General features: G+C 41.0%; 13 protein-coding genes. All 13 read right to left on the reverse strand.

The window, feature by feature from the left end; translation table 11 throughout:
* Window positions 1-8: 8 nt before the first annotated feature.
* Window positions 9-3575: a chromosome segregation protein SMC gene (gene smc / locus AB5123_RS06065; protein WP_349197599.1), complete on the reverse strand. Its 3567-nt coding sequence runs from the start codon at window positions 3573-3575 to the stop codon at window positions 9-11.
* Window positions 3575-4600: an elongator complex protein 3 gene (locus tag AB5123_RS06070; protein WP_278945929.1), complete on the reverse strand. Its 1026-nt coding sequence runs from the start codon at window positions 4598-4600 to the stop codon at window positions 3575-3577. The genes smc and AB5123_RS06070 overlap by 1 nt, the downstream gene beginning before the upstream one ends.
* The gene (rnc, locus tag AB5123_RS06075) at window positions 4587-5285 is read right to left on the reverse strand and encodes a ribonuclease III (RefSeq protein WP_022286874.1); all 699 of its coding nucleotides are present in this window, start codon (window positions 5283-5285) and stop codon (window positions 4587-4589) included. Before rnc ends, AB5123_RS06070 begins: the two co-directional genes overlap by 14 nt.
* Window positions 5285-6295: a phosphate acyltransferase PlsX gene (plsX, locus tag AB5123_RS06080; protein ID WP_022286873.1), complete on the reverse strand. Its 1011-nt coding sequence runs from the start codon at window positions 6293-6295 to the stop codon at window positions 5285-5287. Before plsX ends, rnc begins: the two co-directional genes overlap by 1 nt.
* Window positions 6296-6305: 10 nt before the next feature.
* A complete protein-coding gene (gene trmFO / locus AB5123_RS06085) occupies window positions 6306-7622 on the reverse strand; it encodes a methylenetetrahydrofolate--tRNA-(uracil(54)-C(5))-methyltransferase (FADH(2)-oxidizing) TrmFO (protein WP_117923676.1) in 1317 nt (438 codons plus the stop codon).
* Window positions 7612-9702 (reverse strand): type I DNA topoisomerase, encoded by a 2091-nt coding sequence (topA, locus tag AB5123_RS06090; protein WP_046439302.1) that lies wholly within the window; start codon window positions 9700-9702, stop codon window positions 7612-7614. Before topA ends, trmFO begins: the two co-directional genes overlap by 11 nt.
* Window positions 9703-9727: 25 nt before the next feature.
* Window positions 9728-10960 (reverse strand): DNA-processing protein DprA, encoded by a 1233-nt coding sequence (locus AB5123_RS06095; protein ID WP_195247067.1) that lies wholly within the window; start codon window positions 10958-10960, stop codon window positions 9728-9730.
* The gene (locus tag AB5123_RS06100) at window positions 10953-11774 is read right to left on the reverse strand and encodes an RNA methyltransferase (protein ID WP_337811924.1); all 822 of its coding nucleotides are present in this window, start codon (window positions 11772-11774) and stop codon (window positions 10953-10955) included. The genes AB5123_RS06095 and AB5123_RS06100 overlap by 8 nt, the downstream gene beginning before the upstream one ends.
* Window positions 11775-11892: 118 nt before the next feature.
* The gene (rplT, locus tag AB5123_RS06105; protein ID WP_022286868.1) at window positions 11893-12246 is read right to left on the reverse strand and encodes a 50S ribosomal protein L20; all 354 of its coding nucleotides are present in this window, start codon (window positions 12244-12246) and stop codon (window positions 11893-11895) included.
* A 48-nt stretch (window positions 12247-12294) separates the two neighbouring features.
* A complete protein-coding gene (gene rpmI / locus AB5123_RS06110) occupies window positions 12295-12492 on the reverse strand; it encodes a 50S ribosomal protein L35 (RefSeq protein ID WP_022286867.1) in 198 nt (65 codons plus the stop codon).
* A 22-nt stretch (window positions 12493-12514) separates the two neighbouring features.
* Complete coding sequence (gene infC, locus AB5123_RS06115; protein WP_368364613.1) at window positions 12515-13069, reverse strand: translation initiation factor IF-3; 555 nt, start codon at window positions 13067-13069, stop codon at window positions 12515-12517.
* A 210-nt stretch (window positions 13070-13279) separates the two neighbouring features.
* Window positions 13280-16990 carry a UvrD-helicase domain-containing protein gene (locus tag AB5123_RS06120; protein WP_368364614.1) on the reverse strand — a complete coding sequence of 1237 codons (3711 nt, stop codon included), beginning with the start codon at window positions 16988-16990 and terminating at the stop codon, window positions 13280-13282.
* Window positions 16991-20347, reverse strand: a complete 3357-nt coding sequence (locus AB5123_RS06125) for a PD-(D/E)XK nuclease family protein (protein ID WP_368364615.1) — start codon at window positions 20345-20347, stop codon at window positions 16991-16993.
* Between the last annotated feature and the right edge of the window lie 87 nt (window positions 20348-20434).

Raw genomic sequence — 20434 nt, forward strand, 5'->3', positions numbered from 1 at the left:
CTTCACTCCTATTCAAGTTTCATTTGACGTGTTTCCGAAACGTCCATTTTAAGAAGCTTGGAAACACCCTTTTCTTGCATCGTTACGCCATACAGAACGTCAGCCTCTTCCATTGTTCCACGTCTGTGAGTAATGGTGATAAACTGTGTTTTATCTGTAAGGTGGTGCAGATATTGTGCATATTTACTTACGTTCACATCATCAAGTGCCGCTTCTATCTCATCGAGAAGACAGAAAGGTGATGGCGAAATTTTCAGTATCGCAAAATATATTGCAATAGCCACCAGAGCCTGCTCTCCGCCTGAAAGGGACATAAGGTTTGTTATGACCTTGCCTGGCGGCTGAACGTTTATCTCAATACCACATTCAAGTACATTGTTTGGGTCTGTGAGAATAAGCTCGCACTGACCACCACCAAAAAGCTCGGTGAATATTTTCTTGAAGTTCGCATTTATACGTTCAAAGCTGTCGGTGAACATATTCTTCATATTTTCTGTCAGATCCTCGATAAGTTTTTCAAGTTCTGTTTTTGACGTATTTACGTCATTAAGCTGACCTGTGATAAATTCGTGTCGCTGTGACACTTCTGCATATTCCTCTATAGCTCCAAGGTTTACGCTTCCAAGATTTCTTATCTTTCCACGAAGTTCGTTGAGTCGCCTATTAGCTACCGTTATATCCACAATATCCTCGGCTATCTCTGCAGCGTCGCTTCTTGTAAGCTCATAATCGTCCCAAAGCTGTGCCACAAGCTTATCAAAGCCTGCAGTAACAGATTTTTTCTGTTCCTCCGCTCTTGTAATCTGACCTGAAAGTGTTTCCTTCTCGTCCATTTTGTGCTTCTGCTTGGTGCGAAGTTTGTTTGCTGCATTGTCAAGCTCAATATGCTCACGTTGAGCCTGCTCCGCCATTTTCTGTGCAGCGGCTATCTTTTCGTCAGCGCCGCTGAGTTCCTGCTTGGTCTGAAAAATAAGCTCTTTCTTCTCGGCTATTTTCTTTTCACACTCGGAGATATTATCGTTCAACTTGCCGCTGTCAGTATCACTGTCGCCGATAGTTTCTTCAAGCTGTGATATTGAAAGCTTGCAGGCATCAAGGTCTTTGGATAATTCTGCCGCCATTATCTTCATTTGCGAAAGCTCTTCGCTGAGCTGTTCACGCTTATTTTTAAGTTCTGCCTGCTCGTTTTGAGAGTCGGCAAGCTTGGCTTCATTATCAGATATCTCAGCTTCGATTTCTGAAAGTTCTGTCTGAGCCTTGTCGATATCTCCACTTACTATCTTGTATTTATTTTTCAGCGTTTCGATAAATGTTTCTATCTCATCAAGCTTGTTTTCATAATCAGAATAATACTCTGAAACACGCTTTATTTCCATTTCAAAACGGAGTATATCGCTGTTTACCTGTGAAAGCTTTTCCCTTAATCCCTCGGTATCAGCGGTGTATTTTGAAACCTCTTGATTTAGCTTCTCAACCTGCTGTTTAAGCTCTGTAAAGGAGTTTTCAAGTGCAGTTTTCTTTTTAGCAAGTGCTTCCGCTTCATTTTTTCTTGTAAGCAGACCTGTCTGTTTGGAAACGCTTCCTCCTGTGAATGAGCCGCCCGCGTTTATCACTTGTCCGTCCAGGGTAACGATGCGGAATTTATAGCCGTATTTCTTTGCGATAAGGGTTGCACTGTCGATATCCTCTGCTATACATATCCTGCCTAAAAGGCTGTTGATTACGCCCTCAAACTGGCTGTCATACTTAACAAGCTCACAGCCTAGAGCCACAAAGCCGTCCTCATTTTCAAGTTGCGGCATATTTAGCCTGTTTCCTCGAACTGACGTAACAGGCAGAAATGTTGCACGGCCTGCTCTGTTCTCTTTCAGAAGCCTGATACCTCTCTTAGCAGAGTCCTCATTGTTTACAACAATATTCTGAAGTGCCCCACCCAACGCAGTTTCAATGGCTACAGAGTATTTTGTTTCAACAGATATAAGCTGAGAAACAGTACCGCAAATGCCGCTTATCCTACCCTGCTGTGAGGCTTTCATTATGTGCTTTACGCTGAACTGAAAGCCCTCCATGGAGTTTTCAAGGTCGGCTATAGTCTTTATCCTGTTCTCAACGTCACGGAGCTGTATTTCCGTATCTGTGAGATTTTTGCGACATTCTGAAAGCTTTGTGTTTCTAGTTTCAAGAAGCTTTGCAAGTCCGCTCATGCGGTTTGTAAGCTCCTGCTTGTTTTCGTCAGCTTTGCCTTTTGATTCACGCAGTTCCTTTAATTCCTTTGAAGAAAGTTTTGAATGTTCTTCAAGCTGTTTTTTTCTTTCAAGAGAATTTTCGATCTGCTCATCAATATCCGAAAGGTTGTTTTTAGCATTTTCAAGTCTGAATGAAACTTCCGACTTTTTCATGTAAAGCTCATTTATAAAGCTTCCAGCTTCACTTACCGACTTGTCAGATAATGCAGTTTTATCAATAAGCTCAGAAAGCTCTTTTTCCTTACAATCTACAGCTTCCTGCTGCTTTGCTTTTTTCTCGTCGAGTTCTTCAAGCTCCTGTCTGCGTGTTTTCAGCTCAGCCTCAAGATAGTATTTTGATGAGTTGGACTCACTTATCTGCTCTTTAAGCTTCAAAATATTATCTTCAAGGTGAGAAATATCATTCTCATATACTGCGATCTTTGACAGTGCCTGAGAGTTTTCAAGCTCCACCTGATGTATCTGATTTTTGTAGCTGTCAGCAAGCTCAGATTTTTCAGCGCTCTTTGCAAAGCTGTCATTTATATCATCTTCAATGCTTTCAAGCTCCTGCGTGATGACCTCGTACTCTTTTTTTACAGCAGAAAGCTTCTCCTCATAACCTGCTATTTGGCTCATATACTCGTTGAGCTTATGCACCCATACGGAGACTTCCAGCTTTCTCTTTTCTTCATCAAGGACTCTGAACTTCTCCGCCTTTTCAGCCTGCGCTTTAAGCGGACCTATTCGTCCTTCTATCTCTCCCATGATGTCATTGATACGAGAAAGATTATCCTCAGCCGCCGCAAGCTTTTTTTCGGCTTCTTTTTTCTTTGAACGGAATTTTGAAATGCCTGCCGCTTCTTCAAATATCTCACGGCGGTCATTGGATTTTCCGTTTACGATATCTGCTATCCTGCCCTGACCGATTATCGAATAACCATCCCTGCCAAGACCGGTGTCCATAAACAGTTCCACGATATCCTTTAAATTTACTTCTTTACCGTTTATCATGTAAAAGCTGTCGCCATTGCGGTAAAGCTTTCGTGATACTGACACGGTGTCGCTGTCATATTCAAGTGCACCGTCCTCGTTGTCTATGGTGATAGTTACCTGAGCAAAAGGCGCTTTTGGTCTAGTTTGAGTGCCGTGAAAAATAACGCCTGCCATTTTTTCACCTCTCAGGGCTTTGGAAGATTGCTCGCCCATTACCCAGCGCATAGCGTCACCGATATTACTCTTGCCTGAGCCGTTTGGACCGACAACTGCGGTGATACCCTTATTGAATTTCAGCTCTATTTTATCCGGAAAAGACTTAAAGCCCTGCAATTCAAGTGATTTAAGATACATTATTTTTCACCACCCCTCATTATGATTTCGTTTATCTTTATTTTATCGCTGCCCTCGTGACCTACAATTTTTATATTGACACCAAGATCTTTGAAATATTCTATATTAGCTTTTTTCTGACCTATTGCCTTGCTTATCTGCCTTTTTGGTACAGATATCACAACGGAAGCTATATCGCTTATATTGCCATGCTTTCCAAGCTCCTCTGCTATAAGCCTGCGGTAATTTCTGCCTTCGCAAAGTTCACGGAATGCAGGGTGATAAAAACCGCCCAACATTTGCTCCTCCACGACCTCGCTTGCGTGCAGACCAAGCTTTATAACATCTATACCAAGTTTATCGGCTTCTGTGAGAAGATAAGAACAGATTTTCACTACCTCGTCAAATTCCATAGGCTTATATTCGCCACTTTTGTAAAGCTCTCCGAGCCTTGTACCATTAAGGATAACAACGGGATAAATACGTACTGTTTTAGGAGACAGCGCCGCTATCTTCGACCAAGTTTCCAGCTCAGTTTCATGGTTGCTTTTATAAAGTCCTATCATCATTTGCAGACCAAGGTCAAAGCAACCATAGCTTTTTATAAGCTTTGCAGCGTTTTCGACGTCCTGAACAGTATGTCCACGCTCGTTGGCTTCAAGAACAACATCTGACATAGACTGTGCGCCAAGCTCGATAGCCGTAACGTGATTATCTCTGAGGATGTCAAGTATCTCAGTGCTGATATAGTCAGGTCTGGTGGATATCCTGATACCCTTGAATTTGTCGTTGCCTATAAACTCCTGCGCTGCACAAAGAAGTTCGAGCATATATTCTCTCGGCACTGCTGTAAAGCTACCACCGAAAAAGGCTATCTCCGTCTGTGAAACGTCCTTGACTTCGTTCATTGCCTGTGTGCAGATACGTTTAACATCATCAGCGTGCGGTATCTTCTCTGTACCAGTTATGGTGCGCTGATTGCAGAACGCACACATATGCGGACAGCCTATATGCGGCACGAAGACAGATATATTACTGTGCCCCATAGCCCATTAGTTCCAATGCTTCTTTAGCCGCCAACTGTTCAGCGGTCTTTTTCGATCTGCCTGTACCCTCGCCGATAACATTCGTATTCAAAAGTACCTGAACAGTAAATTTCTTATTATGGTCAGGACCTGACTCGCCTTTAAGGTGATATTCTATTCTCTCTTCAGGATTTTTCTGGATTATCTCCTGAAGAATAGTCTTGTAATCATGGAAAACGACTCCATCAGGAGTGATATTTTCAGGTATGAATGAAAGTATATATTTTGAAACAGGCTCGATACCGCCGTCAAGATAAATTGCAGCGATAACTGCTTCAAAAGCGTCTGAAATAATTGACGGTCTTTCTCTGCCCCCTGTTATCTCCTCGCCTTTTCCGAGAAAGATATACTTGCCAAGTTCTATTTTCTTTGAGAACTCAAACAGTGCTTTTTCGCACACAAGTGAAGCTCTCATTTTTGTCAGCTCGCCCTCAGGCATATGCTTGTAATGCTCGAAAATGTGATCTGACACAACTATAGAAAGCACTGAATCTCCAAGAAATTCAAGCCTTTCATTGCTATTTCTTGCCTTCTTGTTTTCATTTGCAAATGATGAATGGGAAAGAGCTTCGTAAAGGAGCTTTTCGTCTTTGAATTGATAACCTATTCTTTCCTGAAACTCTTTAAGAGCCTTTTGCTCGTCCATTATAACATCTCCTGTTTGCTTTTCAACTGCTCGATAGCAGTTGTGATCTCGTCTATCACATTAGTTTCAGTAAATTGTTTTGCTTGTCTAATAGCGTTATAGAATGCTCTTGCATTTGATGAGCCATGTGCCTTGATAACAGGCTTTGCAGTACCAAGTAGAGGCGCTCCGCCATACTCAGAGTAGTCTACCTTTTTCTTGAATTCTTTAACGTTCTTCATTACCATAAGAGCAGCGATCTTTGACTTTGTATCCTTAGTCAGAAGCGTTTTAAGCTCCCCTGAGAAGAATTTTGCCATGCCCTCGTAAAGCTTGAGCATAAGGTTTCCGCAGAAGCCGTCAGCCACGCATACGTCACAATCGCCCATAGGAAGCTGTCTTGCTTCGATATTTCCAACAAAGTTTACAGGTGCGTTTTTCAACTGCTTGTAAGTTTCAAGCTCCAGCTCTCTGCCCTTTGACTCCTCTGCACCAATATTTGCAAGACCTACTCTTGGTGACTCAACACCAAGTATCTTGTTCATATAAGCCGAACCCATTATTCCAAACTGAGTAAGCATTTCAGGGCGGCAATCTGCGTTTGCACCGCTGTCAAGAAGCATCGTAGGCGTCGTTGCCGTAGGAAGTATTGTTGCAAGAGCTGGTCTTTTGATGCCCTTTATTCTCTTTACGATAAACGTTGCTCCAACTACAAGTGCGCCTGTTGAGCCAGCTGAAACGAAAGCGTCGCCCTCGCCGTCTGCAAGCATTTTCATGCCCACAGCCATTGAACAATCCTTCTTGCCCTTGATTACTTCTGTAGGCTCTTCACATATCTCGATAACAGTATCAGCGTGCTTGATATGTAAAGCTGTGATATCAAGTCCGTTTTCCTGTGCACATTTTTTTATTTTTTCTTCATCACCAACAAGAGTAACGTCAACTCCGAAATCTTTCTGTGCGTCAATTGAACCTTTTATGACTTCGAGAGGTGCGTTATCTCCGCCGAAAGCGTCAATTACTATGTTCATAACATTCTCCTTAAAATTCCTCAATAGCCTTGTCAAAGTCTGCAAGACCCCTTTCAGCTATCATCTTATATTTCAATTTCTTATCTCTTATACGTTCAGGCAGCTCAGGCAGGATACCCATATTACATCCCATAGGCTGGAACTTCTCCACAGTAGGATCGCTTATATACTTTGAAAGCGCACCCAGCATTGTGGTATCAGGCAAGGTAACCGCAGGCTTGCCCTGCAAACGTCTTGCCATGCTTAACCCTGCAAAAATTCCGCTTGCCGCCGATTCGATATATCCCTCAACGCCTGTCATTTGACCTGCAAAATAAAGGTTTTCTCTATCTCGCATATTAAACTGCGGATTTAAGAGCTTAGGCGAATTGATGAAAGTGTTTCTATGCATGACTCCATAGCGTATAAATTCTGCATTTTCAAGTCCTGTGATAAGAGAAAATACTCTTTTCTGCTCACCAAATTTAAGGTTTGTCTGAAAGCCCACAAGGTTATACAGACTTCCCTCTGCGTTCTCTGCACGAAGCTGAACGACGGCATAAGGTCTGTTTCCTGTTCGTGGGTCTGTCAAACCTACAGGTTTCAGCGGACCGAAACGCATTGTGTCCTCTCCTCTTTTGGCAAGGACCTCAACCGGCATACAGCCTTCATACACCTTGAACCCGTCCTTAGAAAAATGCTCCTTATCAAAATCATGGAGCGGAGCGGATTCCGCATTGATAAGTTCATTATAGAACCTGAGATATTCTTCCTTATTCATAGGGCAGTTGATATAATCAGCTTCTCCCTTGCCGTATCTCGAAGCAAAAAACACCTTATCCTTATCAAGACTTTCATATGTGACGATAGGTGCGGCGGCATCATGAAAATACAGATAATCACCGCATATTTTGCCGATACTCTCTGCAAGCCCATCGCTTGTAAGAGGACCTGTTGCGATTATAACATCGCCATCAGGTATATCTGTGACTTCTTCCTCGATAACAGTGATGTGAGGATTTTCCATTATCTTTGCCGTGACCATATCGGAAAACTTTTCCCTGTCAACAGCAAGTGCTCCGCCTGCTGATACCTTAGTTTCAGCTGCACATTCCATTGTGACAGAGCCAAGCCTGCGCATTTCCTCTTTTAGCATACCTGCGGCTGAATCTATTCTGTCCGCTTTCAATGAATTTGAGCAGACAAGCTCTGCAAAACCCTTATATTTATGGGCAGGCGTAAACTTTTTCGGCTTCATTTCATAAAGCTCAACGTCTATCCCTGCTTGGGCTAACTGCCACGCAGCTTCGCAGCCCGCAAGTCCTGCACCTATTACCTTAACCGCCATTAGATAAATTCCTTTCATATCCGCAATCAGGCTTATGGCAAATGAGTATTCCGTTCTTTCCGCCTTTCTGGAAAAGCGTACTGCCACACTTAGGGCATTTCTCTTCGGTAGGAACATCCCATGTCATGAACTTGCACTCAGGATTGTCCTCACAGCCGTAATACTTTTTGCCCTTTTTGGACTTTTTCAAAAGCACTTTCTTTCCGCAGTAAGGGCAAATTCCGCCTGTTTCCTGAACAATTTTCTTGGTATTCTTGCACTCAGGAAAACCTGAGCAAGCCATAAATTTACCATATCTGCCTATCTTTATTACCATAGGTTTGCCGCAAAGCTCGCACACCTGATCTGTTTCTTCGTCAGGCACTTTGATACGCTTCCCGTCCATGGCTTCCTCGGCTTCAGTCAATTCCTCGTCAAAATCACTATAAAAATCCTGCAAAGTTTTTACCCAACTTTTCTTGCCATTTTCCACTTCGTCAAGAGATTTCTCCATGTTTGCAGTAAACTTAACATCAACTATTTTATCAAAATGCTCGCTCATAAGCTGGTTTGTTACTTCGCCAAGCGAAGTCGGCTTAAGCTGTTTTCCGTCACGCTCAACATAATTCCTGTTTATTATGGTTGTAATAGTTGGAACATAAGTCGAAGGTCTGCCGATGCCTGTTTCCTCAAACGCCTTTACAAGGGTCGCTTCTGTGTATCTTGCAGGAGGCTGAGTGAAATGCTGATTTCCCTCAAGGTTACGCACCTTTATTGAGTCACCGGATTTTATTGGAGGAAGCACGTTTTTCTTTTCACCCTCATCGTCTTTAGCCTCTTCATATAGAACAGTAAATCCGTCGAACTTTACAGAATAGCCTGTTGCCTTGAAGTTACAACCATTTGCAGAGATATCAACAGAAACAGTGTCCATAAGGCAGTTTGACATCTGAGAAGCTATAAATCTCTCCCAAATGAGTTTATAAAGTTTGTACTGGTCACTCGTCACTCCGCTTGCCTTTACCATATCAGGTGTTACCTCTGGGTGTGTTGGTCGGATGGCTTCGTGAGCGTCCTGAGCGTTGCCCTTAGTTTTATATTTTTTCGGTGTGTCAGGGATATACTTATCGCCATATTTTTTTCTGATAAAATCATATGCCGCTGCTCTTGCTTCATCAGAAATTCTAAGGCTGTCGGTACGCATATAGGTGATAAGACCTGTCTGACCCATATCGTTTATCTCAACACCCTCATAAAGCTCCTGAGCGGTTTTCATCGTTCTTCTCGCCTGAAAGCTGAGACGTCTTGACGCTTCCTGCTGTAAAGTCGAGGTGGTGAATGGTGCGGCAGGAGATTTTCTGTGAACGCTCTTTTTTACCTTGTCGATAACAAATTCGGCGCCCTCAAGTCTTTTCAGTATCTCGTCAGCCTGCTCTTTATTTTTCAACTCTGGCTTTTCTCCGTCAACTGTATTAAGCTTTGCGGCAAAGGTCTTTCTTTCACCGTTTGCAGAAAATTTTCCGTCAATGGACCAATATTCCTGAGATACAAATGCCCTTATCTCGTTTTCTCTGTCGCATATCATTTTAACTGCGACAGACTGAACTCTGCCCGCTGAAAGACCTTTTCTTATCTTTCTCCAAAGAAAAGGTGAAAGCTTATAGCCCACAAGCCTGTCAAGGATACGTCTTGCCTGCTGTGCATTAACAAGGTTTATATCAATAGAACGTGGGTGGCTCATTCCGGCTTTGATACCAGTTTCAGTAAGTTCGTTGAAAGTTACTCGGTTTTTATCATTCAGGTCAAGACCCAAAAGCAATGCAAGATGCCATGAAATAGCTTCTCCCTCTCGGTCAGGGTCTCCTGCAAGATAAACATGGTCGCTTTTCTTTGCAAGCTTTTTTATATCTTTTATAACGCCCTCTTTGTCTTTTATATTGACATATTTAGGCTCAAAATTATTATCTATATCGACGCCCAGCTTTGATTTTGGCAGGTCACGGACATGACCCTTTGAAGCCACAACTTCATAATCATCGCTAAGATAACGCTTAATTGTTTTTATCTTCGTTGGTGACTCAACTATGATCAAATTAGACAAATCTATTCTCCATTCTTAATATATATTAAAGTCCAAACATTTTGCCCGGATATGACTTAACAGTGCCATAAAGTTCAAGCTCCGTTAGCTGTGCAAGCACATCAGAGATATCCATACCAAGCTTTGCGCCTATCTCGTCCGCAAGCATATTTCCGCTTTTTAACAGTTCGCAAATGCTCTTTTGTGTGTCATCAAGCCCTGACAGATCAGGCTCAGGTGTTGGCTTTACCACTTCTGTTTCAGAAACAGTCTTGCTGTCAGGCACTTTTCTTTTGCTTTTTCTGTGCTTCACTGTCTTAGGCTTGCCATTGTTAAGTATAGCAGAATCCTCAGCAGGAAGCGTGAACTCTCCCAGGCTTTCCACAAGTCTAAGAGATTGATACCTTTCATTGCCAAGCGAATACACTATATCCTCTGCGCCGAACACAGGTTGACACTCATTTCTTATGAGATCACGTTGTCCGAAATATCGACTGTCATAGATATCATGTGGCGGTACTACAAATACCTGTTTTCCTTGAGATATGGCGTGATTGACATTATCAAGACCATGACTTTCCTTGCTACACTCAGTAAAAAGCACTGCATTTGAAAGTCCTGTAAGAATCCTATTGCGATTCACAAAAGCACTTCCAAATGGTTTATAACCCGGAAAATACTCTGATATTACTACTCCATTCTCAGCGATCTGTTTTTTTAGCTCATTACTTCCCTTAGGGTAATCACAATCAAGAGCTGTGCCACACACAGCTATAGGTCTACTATTATTTTCAATAGCTACCCTGTTAGCGATCTGATCTATACCTCCTGCAAACCCCGAAGCAAGCAGACAGTTTCTTCTTATAAGATCTGTGCAAATATGCTTCGTTATCTTTACAGAATATTCAGACGGCTCACGGGAGCCTACTACTGAAATAACGCATTTATCGTTTAAAAAGTCAAGGTTACCATAAGTATACAGAACAGCAGGTGGATTTGCGATCCGTTTAAGTCTGTCAGGATAGCCCTCACTTTCGTAACAATAAATATTTATGCCAAGCTCTTCACAGCGTTTTTTTATGATTTCTGCGTCTTTAAGACTATATTTTCCTATCCTCTGCAGCTCTTTATCATTAAGTCCGCTGACCATATGATCATCGAGTGCAGTCATGAACTCAACTATATCATCATAATTTGCAGAAACTTCCCATATACGTTTGCTCGATGGAGTGAAAATCAGAACCGCTCTTATCCACAATAAAAGTCTTTCTTTATCCATGACTGCCACCTCGAAACATTTCCCACAAAATGATTGTGCCTGCGCAAGCAGCATTAAGTGATTCTATGTTGCCGTGCATAGAAATAGTCACACGATTTTTACAAATGTCTGAATGTTCTTTAGGCAAACCTTTGCCCTCGTTTCCTATTACAACAGCACACGGTCTATCAAAATCAAATTCTGTGATATTTTCACCGTTTCTGACAACTGCAGCATTTGTAACGATGCCAAGCTCATCAAAAAGCGTTGCGACGTTCAGAAAATTATCCACTACAAAAAGATCAAGTCTTGTAGTGCTTCCCATAGCGGAACGAACCACCTTTGGGTTATACAGATCAACGCAATTATCTGTCATAACTACTCCACTAACGCCTACGGCATCGGCAGTTCTTAGAAGCGTACCCAAATTACCTGGGTCCTGTAAATTATCAAGCACGAGATACTTCCCGTTTTTGTCAATATACTCAGTCACAAAAGGCAAATCAACCTTAAAAACGATCATATAAATGCCCTGAGAGTTTCCCTCATCTGTCATCTTTTTCGCAAGCTCATCAGATATTTCAAAAATATCTTCGGGTCTTGCGCACGAGAAAAGGCTATCAGTTTTAAGTGTATTTTTATACTTAGTCAAGGCCGTTTGAGTATAGAAAACAGAATGGACTTTTATTCTTCCGCACACAGCTTCATAAGCGGTGTCAACGCAGTTTCTTGCACCTTCAACAGCAAACAATCCATGTTCTTCCCTAGCTTTTTTTGACGACAGAAGCTTTCTGAAAAGCTTCACTCTAGGGTTATCTTTACTATTAATATGCAAACTGCGTCACCTCTTATTCTGAAAATTTAATCATTTAATTGCCAAATGCGTCATATATGGTGTTGCCTTAATATACAACAAAACACGCAGGTTACAAGAACGTGCGTGTTTTTGACTATTAAAGAGCAGCCTTCGCCTTTTCTGCAATCGCTGTGAAACCAGCAGGATCGCTGATAGCTATTTCGGAGAGCATCTTTCTGTTAAGATTGATACCAGCCTTGTTTACGCCGTTCATGAATGTTGAATAATTCATACCGTTCATTTTAGCAGCTGCTGAAATTCTTGTGATCCAAAGCTTTCTGAAATCTCTCTTCTTCTGCTTTCTTCCAATGTATGCATACTGACCTGACTTCATTACAGCCTGTTTAGCCATTTTGAAGTGCTTGCTCTTGGCACCAAAGTATCCCTTAGCAAGCTTCAGAGTCTTATTTCTTCTCTTACGAGTCATCATTGCTCCCTTTACACGAGCCATAGTTATTACCTCCTGAAATTTTTAAAATTTGTTTTCCCTACAACTCGTTTATTTGTAAGGGATAAGAGCCTTTACGTTCTTGATGTTAGTATCATCTGCATAAGCTGCACCACGCAGGATTCTCTTACGCTTGTGATCCTTCTGAGTAAGTCTGTGTCTTTTGTTTGTGTGCTGGAACTTAACCTTACCGCTACCGGTAACACTGAAACGCTTCTTAGCACCAGAATGTGTTTTGATCTTTGGCATTGTATTTATCCTCCTTATTATTTTACTTGTTTACTTTCGGAGAAACGAACATCACAAGATTGCGTCCCTCCATTTTTGATGGCTTGTCAACAACGCCGGCTTCAGAGATAGCGTCTTTGAATTTTGCAAGAAGTTCTTCACCGAACTGTGGATGAGCCAAAGTTCTTTTCTTGAACCTTACAGAAACTTTTATCTTATCTCCTCCGTTAAGGAATTTAACAGCCTGATTGACCTTTACATTAAAATCATGAGTGTCGATCGTAGATGACATTCTAACTTCCTTGATCTCGATAACTTTCTGATTTTTCTTTGCTTCCTTCGCACGCTTTGTCTGTTCAAAACAGAACTTGCCATAATCCATGATACGGCATACAGGCGGAGTTGCCTGAGGAGCGATCTTTACAAGATCAAGATCTTTCTCAAATGCAATTTTAAGAGCCTCGTCAGCGCTTAAAATACCAAGCTGATTTCCATCAACGTCTATGACCCTGAGTTCTTTATCACGGATCTCTTCGTTGATCTGATGTTCCCTGTTGCTAATGACGCAGCACCTCCAAAAATAAAATAAAACGGGCACAGAACTGATCCGTACCCGCATAAAATCACATTGATATGCAAATTCATGTTGACCTTTTTACTACAGAGAACTGCGCTTAAGGTGAGAACGGACATTGTTCTGCTTTGTTTACCATGATATTATACTACACTTTTACCCACTTGTCAATACCTTTTCTCAAATTATTTCAAAAAAATATTATCAAGCTCTCTATATGTCGTTATATCACATTCAGAGCTTGATTTCAACCCCTTTCCGCAGCCAAAATGAATAAATATAACAGCTTTTTATTTTCTCTCCGAGTATCATCTCAAACGATGCTTTATACAGTGCAAGCTGTGTTTTATAGCCCATAAGCTGTGACACATCTTTAAATCTGTCAGTTTTATAATCAACAATAACATATCCGTCAGGCTCGTGGAAGATACAATCGGCGATACCTTGAAGCATACCGCTGTTACCATTATATTCAGGAAGATTTTCACTTAAGTCAAGATCGCTCATTGAAACAAGAAACTTCTTTTCACGCATCACATTATCGGAATTTTTCACACGCTCATAAAAATCAGATCTAAAGAATGCTTCAAGTGCTTCAACATAAACTCCGTCAGCTTCTTTCTGGCTGAAGTACCCCTGATTCACAAGACGTTCAAGCTCTTTTTTTACGCTTTCATGTGCCTTATCATAGTCCGATAACTCCATAAATTTGTGGGTAAAAGTTCCCTTTTCCGCTGCTGATAGTTTATCAAACTCATCATCAAGCCGTGGAAGACTAGGATAAAACTCAGGTTCGGTTTTCTCTGTCTGCTTCTCTTTTTCAGCCGCAGTTATCTCCGTAACAGTAAGCTTTGCTGGTGTCGATACTCCTGACCAGTCATACTCAAACGCAAATTTGTCAAGGAGATTTCTAAGCATTGTTTTGTCAGCTTCTATTTCGCTAATAGTTGTATCTTCTTCCTGTGTCTGCTCTGTATTTTCAATGCCGTATTCATTATATATTATCTCAGGCTCAGGATATCCGTCACCGTTGACAGCTATGTTATCAGTGCCAAGCCAAGATGTGAGTTGATCACCCGTGGAGTGAAGTGCAAGCGTGATTGTTATCCAATCAAGCATCGTTTCAGCGTCCGCTACAACATTTTCAAGAGAATCTCCCTGCTTTGAGTATATGTTTCTAAGCCTGTCAACTATTCCCACCTTACGTTCAATAACCTTCTCATATGTGGTATTGCTGTAAATAATCGGTGCATAGCTTACAAAAAGTCTTTCTTTTGCTCTTGTACATCCAACATAAAGCAGGCGGAGTTTTTCACTTTTTTCCTCTGCTTTTGATTCTTTTGAAAGCTTATCATAGTAAAGTGAAGTTTTTCTCATAAGTTTGCTGTTATCCATAAAACTGAAAGCAAAGCCCAGCTTGTTATGTGAACAGTAACCTTTGTCTTTCTTTATAAGCGGTATGTCAAGCTGACATAAAAATACAAATGGATATTCAAGACCTTTTGAAGCATGGTAGGTCTTTATGTAAACGGAATCTAAGCCCTCTGTTACCGTCATTGCCTGCTTAAAGGCTTTTTCATTTGAGGACACAGAGTCGATATATCTTAGAAAACCAGTTACGCCCTCCTGACTATTTTGCTCATAGGATGAAGCATATTCAAGAAGCAGACGAAGGTTTGCTCGCTTTTTATCAGAATCAAGATACAGCGAAACGATCCCCATAAGGTCGGTCATGTCGTATATTTTTCTTATGAGCCGTTCAAGACCCATGCTCATTGAAAGATAACGCAGGGAATTAATAAGCTTATTAAGTTTTATGCACTTATCCTGCAATGTTTTATTATTAAAGCTTATATGAGTAGCTTCCTTTTCGTGGCTGTCCTCAGCAGAAGCTGTCGCCGCTACCACCTGATAGATATGGTCTTTCAGTTTACTGTTAGGCTTCTTTGACTTTTCTGTTACTTCCGCCATTTCATCAGGCGTAAAACCCATGATAGGCGACATCATGATAGCTGTCATTGCAATGTCGTTCATAGGATTGTCAATTATCCTGAGCATATTCAGCACAAGTGTTATCTCTCTTGACTTCATGTATCCGTTTGTGTCCTCAGAATATGCTTTCAGACCTACTTCTTCAAGGGCTTTTGCCATAAGGGTAATTTCATCATTTTTTTGAACAAGTATACAAAAATCTCCTGCACGGCACGGTCTTAGAGAGCCATGATCTTTGACTTCCTCACCGTTTTCAAGCATGTGCTTTATCTTTTGCGCTATTACTTTGTTCTCCACAGAATAGCCATTTGTCTTTTTGTAGTCCTTATCAAAAGGTATGAGCATTATTTCTGTAGGCTTGTTATTTTCATCATAAAGTTCACCGTATCGAAGTTCTTCATTTCTATCATAATCCACCTGACCTGTGTGCTGTGTCATAAGATAGTGAAACAGAAAATTCACAAAATCAACCACAGACTCACGACTTCTGAAATTCTTGCTTAGCAAGATAGCCTCGAGCTGTTCGCTGTTTTCAGGTGCGGAAGCGTCATTTCTCGTTTTACTGAAAAGTTCAGGATTTGAGAGTCTGAAACGATATATAGCCTGCTTTATATCGCCAACCACAAAAACATTTTTGCCCATGATATCCAAGTTATCAGAATCAGAAAGCGAACGGAAAACAAGCTCCTGAAGATTATTCACGTCCTGAAACTCGTCTATGAAAATAAGCTCATATAGCCTGTTTCTGCGAATTTCCTCGCAAAGCTCCGTGCGAACAGGTCCATTCTCGGTATCTTTTACAAGCAATTCTCTCGCCATTATCTCAACGTCAGAAAAAGTAACGCCATTTCGTTCAAGCTTCATTTCTTGTGAGATCTTGTCTATATCTTCGCATACCCTGCACAGAACAGTAAATATCCTGTCAGATTCAAGCATATTTTCCTTCATGATTAGTTTGGTGTTATTGAACATATCGGTTATTTTAGCTACGATATCTTTATATTTGTTTCTATATGATGCACAGAAGGCATAATTGTCCTTGAACCTAATGCGAATATCATCGTCAAGTGATGCATTGAAAGCCTTGTTCGTGGGAAATCTTTTTATGGTACTGAATTTCCAATCTGACTTAGCAATAGTATCTATATCGCCGCTTTCAAGAAGCTTTCTTAACCTATGAAGAAGTTCTCTGTCACTGTCGGCAGTTTCATTTAATTTGATATGTTTTATAAAAGGTATGCCTTCTATCTCTTTACGGCAGGCATATTCTTCAAAAACTTCATACATTGAAAATGCTTCTTTCAGCTTTGTTTGAGCTACACATATATTATCTTTTATAAAGCTGTCAAAAATCTTATCATCAGTAAAGTTTTTATGTACCTCTGCTATCCAACGCTTAGGAAACGGCAGTGAACGCATGAATTTATAAAGATTGTCGGTGATTTCATTGAGAGTTTTATCCGCAAAAGCGTTTTTCAGCAGTTTGTAGCTTTCATAATCTTCTTCACAAAGCTTTTCATAAGCCTGCGTGATAGCTTCCTGCAAAATAAGATTTTGCACACTGTCATCAAGTATATCAAGTCCGCCCTGAAAATCAAATTCATGTAGATTACTTTTCACAAGGTCCAGACAGAAAGAATTTATTGTAGATATCCTCGCAAGCTGGATAAGATTTTGCTGACTAAGCAACCACTTGTTTTCAGGGTCACGGCGAAGCTGTTCATCAAAAGCACGGCTGAGCTTTTCTTTCATGCTTGAAGCGGCTTCTTTTGTGAATGTTACTGCAAGAAGTCTGTCGGCAGGTATTTTATTTTTTTCATCAGAAAGGAGTTGTATCATTCGTTCTATAAGCACTGTGGTTTTTCCGCTTCCTGCCGCCGCTGAAACTATAATGCCCTTGCCACGGTCACTAATGGCTTTTTCCTGCTCTTTGGTCCATTTTGTATCAGCCAATTATTTTTTCTCCTTTCTGTCAGTTAGTTCTTCCATAAGTTTTTCTTCATAAACGCTGTCTTTCACGTCTGTAACGTCCTCTTGGTTTATCCTGCCGCAGATATCGTGAAAATCACAGTGCTTGCAGGCTTCCGCCACAGGTCTTGCCTGAATGTTTCCCTGGCAAAGCTGTTCACCAAATTGCGCTACTTTGCCAATAGCAAATTCTCTGAGCTTTGTAAAAAAGCCGTCTGGAATAGTGCCTGAAATGCCGTTGGTTTTAGAATATTTAAAAGGCGCATAGGCGTAATTTTCTTCTGAGCTGAAAGCTTCAGTGACAGCTTTTATATCAACGACTTTTCCTATAGGCTTGAAAGCGTTTAGCCGTGATCTGCTCTCGGCTTCTTCTACGTCAGCGTCGGCTGTCTGCTCGTATGTTTTAGGTTTGTTTCCTAGCGTGTAGTATACGATACCAGCCTGCTTCAATCCACCGTCTATATTCACTGGATTTTTGGTTTCAAGTAAAGCGGTAAGATACACGAACATCTGCAAATTAAGGCCATTGTAGAGCATTGAATATTTAAGGTCAATAGAGCCTGTTTTATAGTCGATTATCCTCACATATTTTTCACCGTTCTCGTCCTCGAAAACGTCAACTCTGTCGATAATTCCCGTAAGGATTATCTTATCTCTGCCGTTTACATCTATGATAAGTCGGTCTTCTTCCTCGGACTTGTCTATTTTGTATTCCAAAAGCGCAGGTCTGAATTTTGAGTGAAGAAGCTCATTCTGCATAAAACGAATAATATGCAGAATATTGCTTTCCATACGCTCCTGTAAAAATACAAATGACGGAGATTTTCCGAACATTCCACCAAGGCTTTCCTTTATATATTCGGTAACGTTTTTGTGGATATACTCTTTTATCTCATCATCTGAGAGAGTAAGGAAAGCATTGTCAAAGCCTGTGCCGTCATCATCTTTACGCATTATCTTTTCAAGAAGCTGATGAATGATAAGTCCCCTGTTAAGCCCGTCGATATCTGCCTTTATGACAGTTTTAAGACCAAGACCATACTTGCAGAAATAATTGAACGGGCATTTATAATATGTATCAAGCTGAGTAGGCGAGACCTTTGCAGGCTGTTCTGACATGAAAAGTTTTTCTGCGGTCTTTTCTTCAAGCTTATAGTCACCGTTTTCATGAAGATTCTTTGTTCGCATAAGTTTCTCGGCATATTCCTGCGATAACCCCAACGCAGACCTAATTGCAGAAATTGTAGCGTTTTTATCGTGGGAATGTTCCATATATTTATAGTAAGCTGTCCTAAAAGAAGTGCAGTAAAAATCAAGCCCCATATCCTGAGCTTTGGTATTGATTTTGCCGAACATTCCGTTAAGCTCGGAAACAAGTGCAGAGGGGTGATGAGCTTCTCCTACAAGGTCAGATTCTGAATAAAGCACATAGAGCTTTTCGTCTGCAAGGGTAAAAGCGTTGTAGCACACAAGTTTCTCTGTCTGAAAAGATTTTCTTGCGCTGTGTGAGATATGAATATCGCTTCCCTCTAATATCATTTTTTCATTTTCTGTGATAAGTCCACCAGAGCTTAAAGACGCAGGAAATATGCCGTCGTTCACCTCAACAAGAAAGACAGCCTTTACGCCCTCAAGCCTTGAATGGCTCGGGTCGCATATTCTTACGCAGTCAAGTTTCTGCGGAGGACGTGAAACACTCATTTGCGAAAGCATGAGCTTGAAAAGCTCATAAAACTGTCTGAGGGAGATAACTTCGTCATTCATGCAGTCATAGACGGATTTGATAGCCGAAAGAACAGAGTTCCAAAGTTGTTTCAATCCTCTTGCCATTTCAAGCTGAGTTTCGTTATCCGAAGTTCCTGCCTTTTTTACTACAGAAAAGGTCTGCTGAGAAAGCTCAATGCTGCCAAGAAGATCATAAAGCCCACGGCACAGTTCCCCTGCTGTAACATCTTTAACAAGTTTGCTTTTAAATGCTTCAAAAGGCTCGATTATCTTTCGTCTTGAGCAGTTTATTTTTTCAAGCTGTTTTTCGCTGAGATCACCTGCAACAGTAAAATCACTGAGCCACATATCACCCTCAACGCTCCAGCGTATGCAATAGTCTTCCAGATTTGATATCTCGATATTCAGCATTGGAAAAAGCGGCGATTTTATGTATTTCAAAATATTGTCCGTGGAATACTTTCTTGAAAGCAAGCACTTGAAAAGCGAGTTCATATACCTCACCAGAGATGATGAAGAAACACTGTCACTGCAGTCTGAAAAATATGGTATCTCATATCTGTCAAATGTACCCTCAAAAACGGAAGCACAATCTTTAAGGTTTCTTGCAAGCAAAGCTATGTCACTGAATTTATAGCCTTTTTCTCTAACAAGCTCCCATATCTTTCCACTGACAAATTCACTTTCTTCGTAAATATCCGTTGCTGATATAACAGAAACATTTTCGCACTTTCCGACGTATGGCTTTTTGCAGGTGTTGTAAATCTCTTTGCTCACATATTCAAGTTCAGGGACTCTAAATGAGCTGTTACGACACTCTACCGTGTTGACCTTGTAATTATGATCAGCGGAAATATCTGTTATCTGCTGCAACGTTTTAAGAGTATCAGCAAAAGGGTGATTTGCATATCTTCTAATGCTTTCATTGTCGATACATAGAGAGAACGTTATATTCTTGCACTGTGCGATACAAGCGTCAAGCATTTTAAGTTCATCAAAAGAGAAATCGTTGAAAGCGTCAACAAAAACTGTCATTCCACGGAAATATCCATTTTTCTTCACCTGATCCACACTTCTTGCCATTGCAGACAGTGTATCCTGCATTCCTGCTTTTTCAAGCTCATCCATGTAAAAATCATAAAGCCTTGAGATATCAAAAAGTTTCATGGCAAGAGAGCCGCTCTGCTTCTCAGCGGCAAGAGCTAGATCCTGTGGTGTTATTCCGCTTTCACGAAACTGGCTCACAAGTTCGTTAAGTTCGGCTAAGAAACTGCCCTTTTCAAGACTCTTTTTATAAAAGCGGATATCCTTGGTCTGCTTAAGACGTCTGACAGCCTTATACATAAGGATAGTGCGGACGTTATCATCGGCATTTTCTTTTGCCCTACCGCCATAAAGCTTCTCTGTGAACTCAGCGATACGGTTAAAGCCTGCAGTCTGTATGACGTTGAAATCTGCCGCACCAAGGTGTTCATACAGTTTTTTATCATATTCAAAAGAAAACTGATCTGGTATTATGACCATGACCTGCTCGCCGTTTTTTACAGCAGACTTGATCTTATCTATGAAAACTTTGTCACGTCCACTGTGAGAGCCACCGCTTATAACTGTTACCATTGAATGAGCCTCCGTTATGATTGATATTTATATAATAACACGGCAAGGCTCAAAAGTCAATCGTACTTTTGATACAAGTACAATTAA

The sequence above is a fragment of the Ruminococcus sp. RTP21204st1_B2_RTP21204_210225 genome (assembly GCF_040914135.1).
Taxonomy (GTDB): Bacteria; Bacillota; Clostridia; order Oscillospirales; family Ruminococcaceae; genus Hominimerdicola; species Hominimerdicola aceti.

Coding starts and splice junctions, on each gene's coding strand:
- AB5123_RS06095 (WP_195247067.1), bottom strand. CDS start 10,960: ATGGATAAAGAAAGACTTTTATTGTGGATAAGAGCGGTTCTGATTTTC.
- rpmI (WP_022286867.1), bottom strand. CDS start 12,492: ATGCCAAAGATCAAAACACATTCTGGTGCTAAGAAGCGTTTCAGTGTT.
- AB5123_RS06125 (WP_368364615.1), bottom strand. CDS start 20,347: ATGGTAACAGTTATAAGCGGTGGCTCTCACAGTGGACGTGACAAAGTT.
- AB5123_RS06070 (WP_278945929.1), bottom strand. CDS start 4,600: ATGGGGCACAGTAATATATCTGTCTTCGTGCCGCATATAGGCTGTCCG.
- rnc (WP_022286874.1), bottom strand. CDS start 5,285: ATGGACGAGCAAAAGGCTCTTAAAGAGTTTCAGGAAAGAATAGGTTAT.
- rplT (WP_022286868.1), bottom strand. CDS start 12,246: ATGGCTCGTGTAAAGGGAGCAATGATGACTCGTAAGAGAAGAAATAAG.
- trmFO (WP_117923676.1), bottom strand. CDS start 7,622: ATGGCGGTTAAGGTAATAGGTGCAGGACTTGCGGGCTGCGAAGCTGCG.
- smc (WP_349197599.1), bottom strand. CDS start 3,575: ATGTATCTTAAATCACTTGAATTGCAGGGCTTTAAGTCTTTTCCGGAT.
- plsX (WP_022286873.1), bottom strand. CDS start 6,295: ATGAACATAGTAATTGACGCTTTCGGCGGAGATAACGCACCTCTCGAA.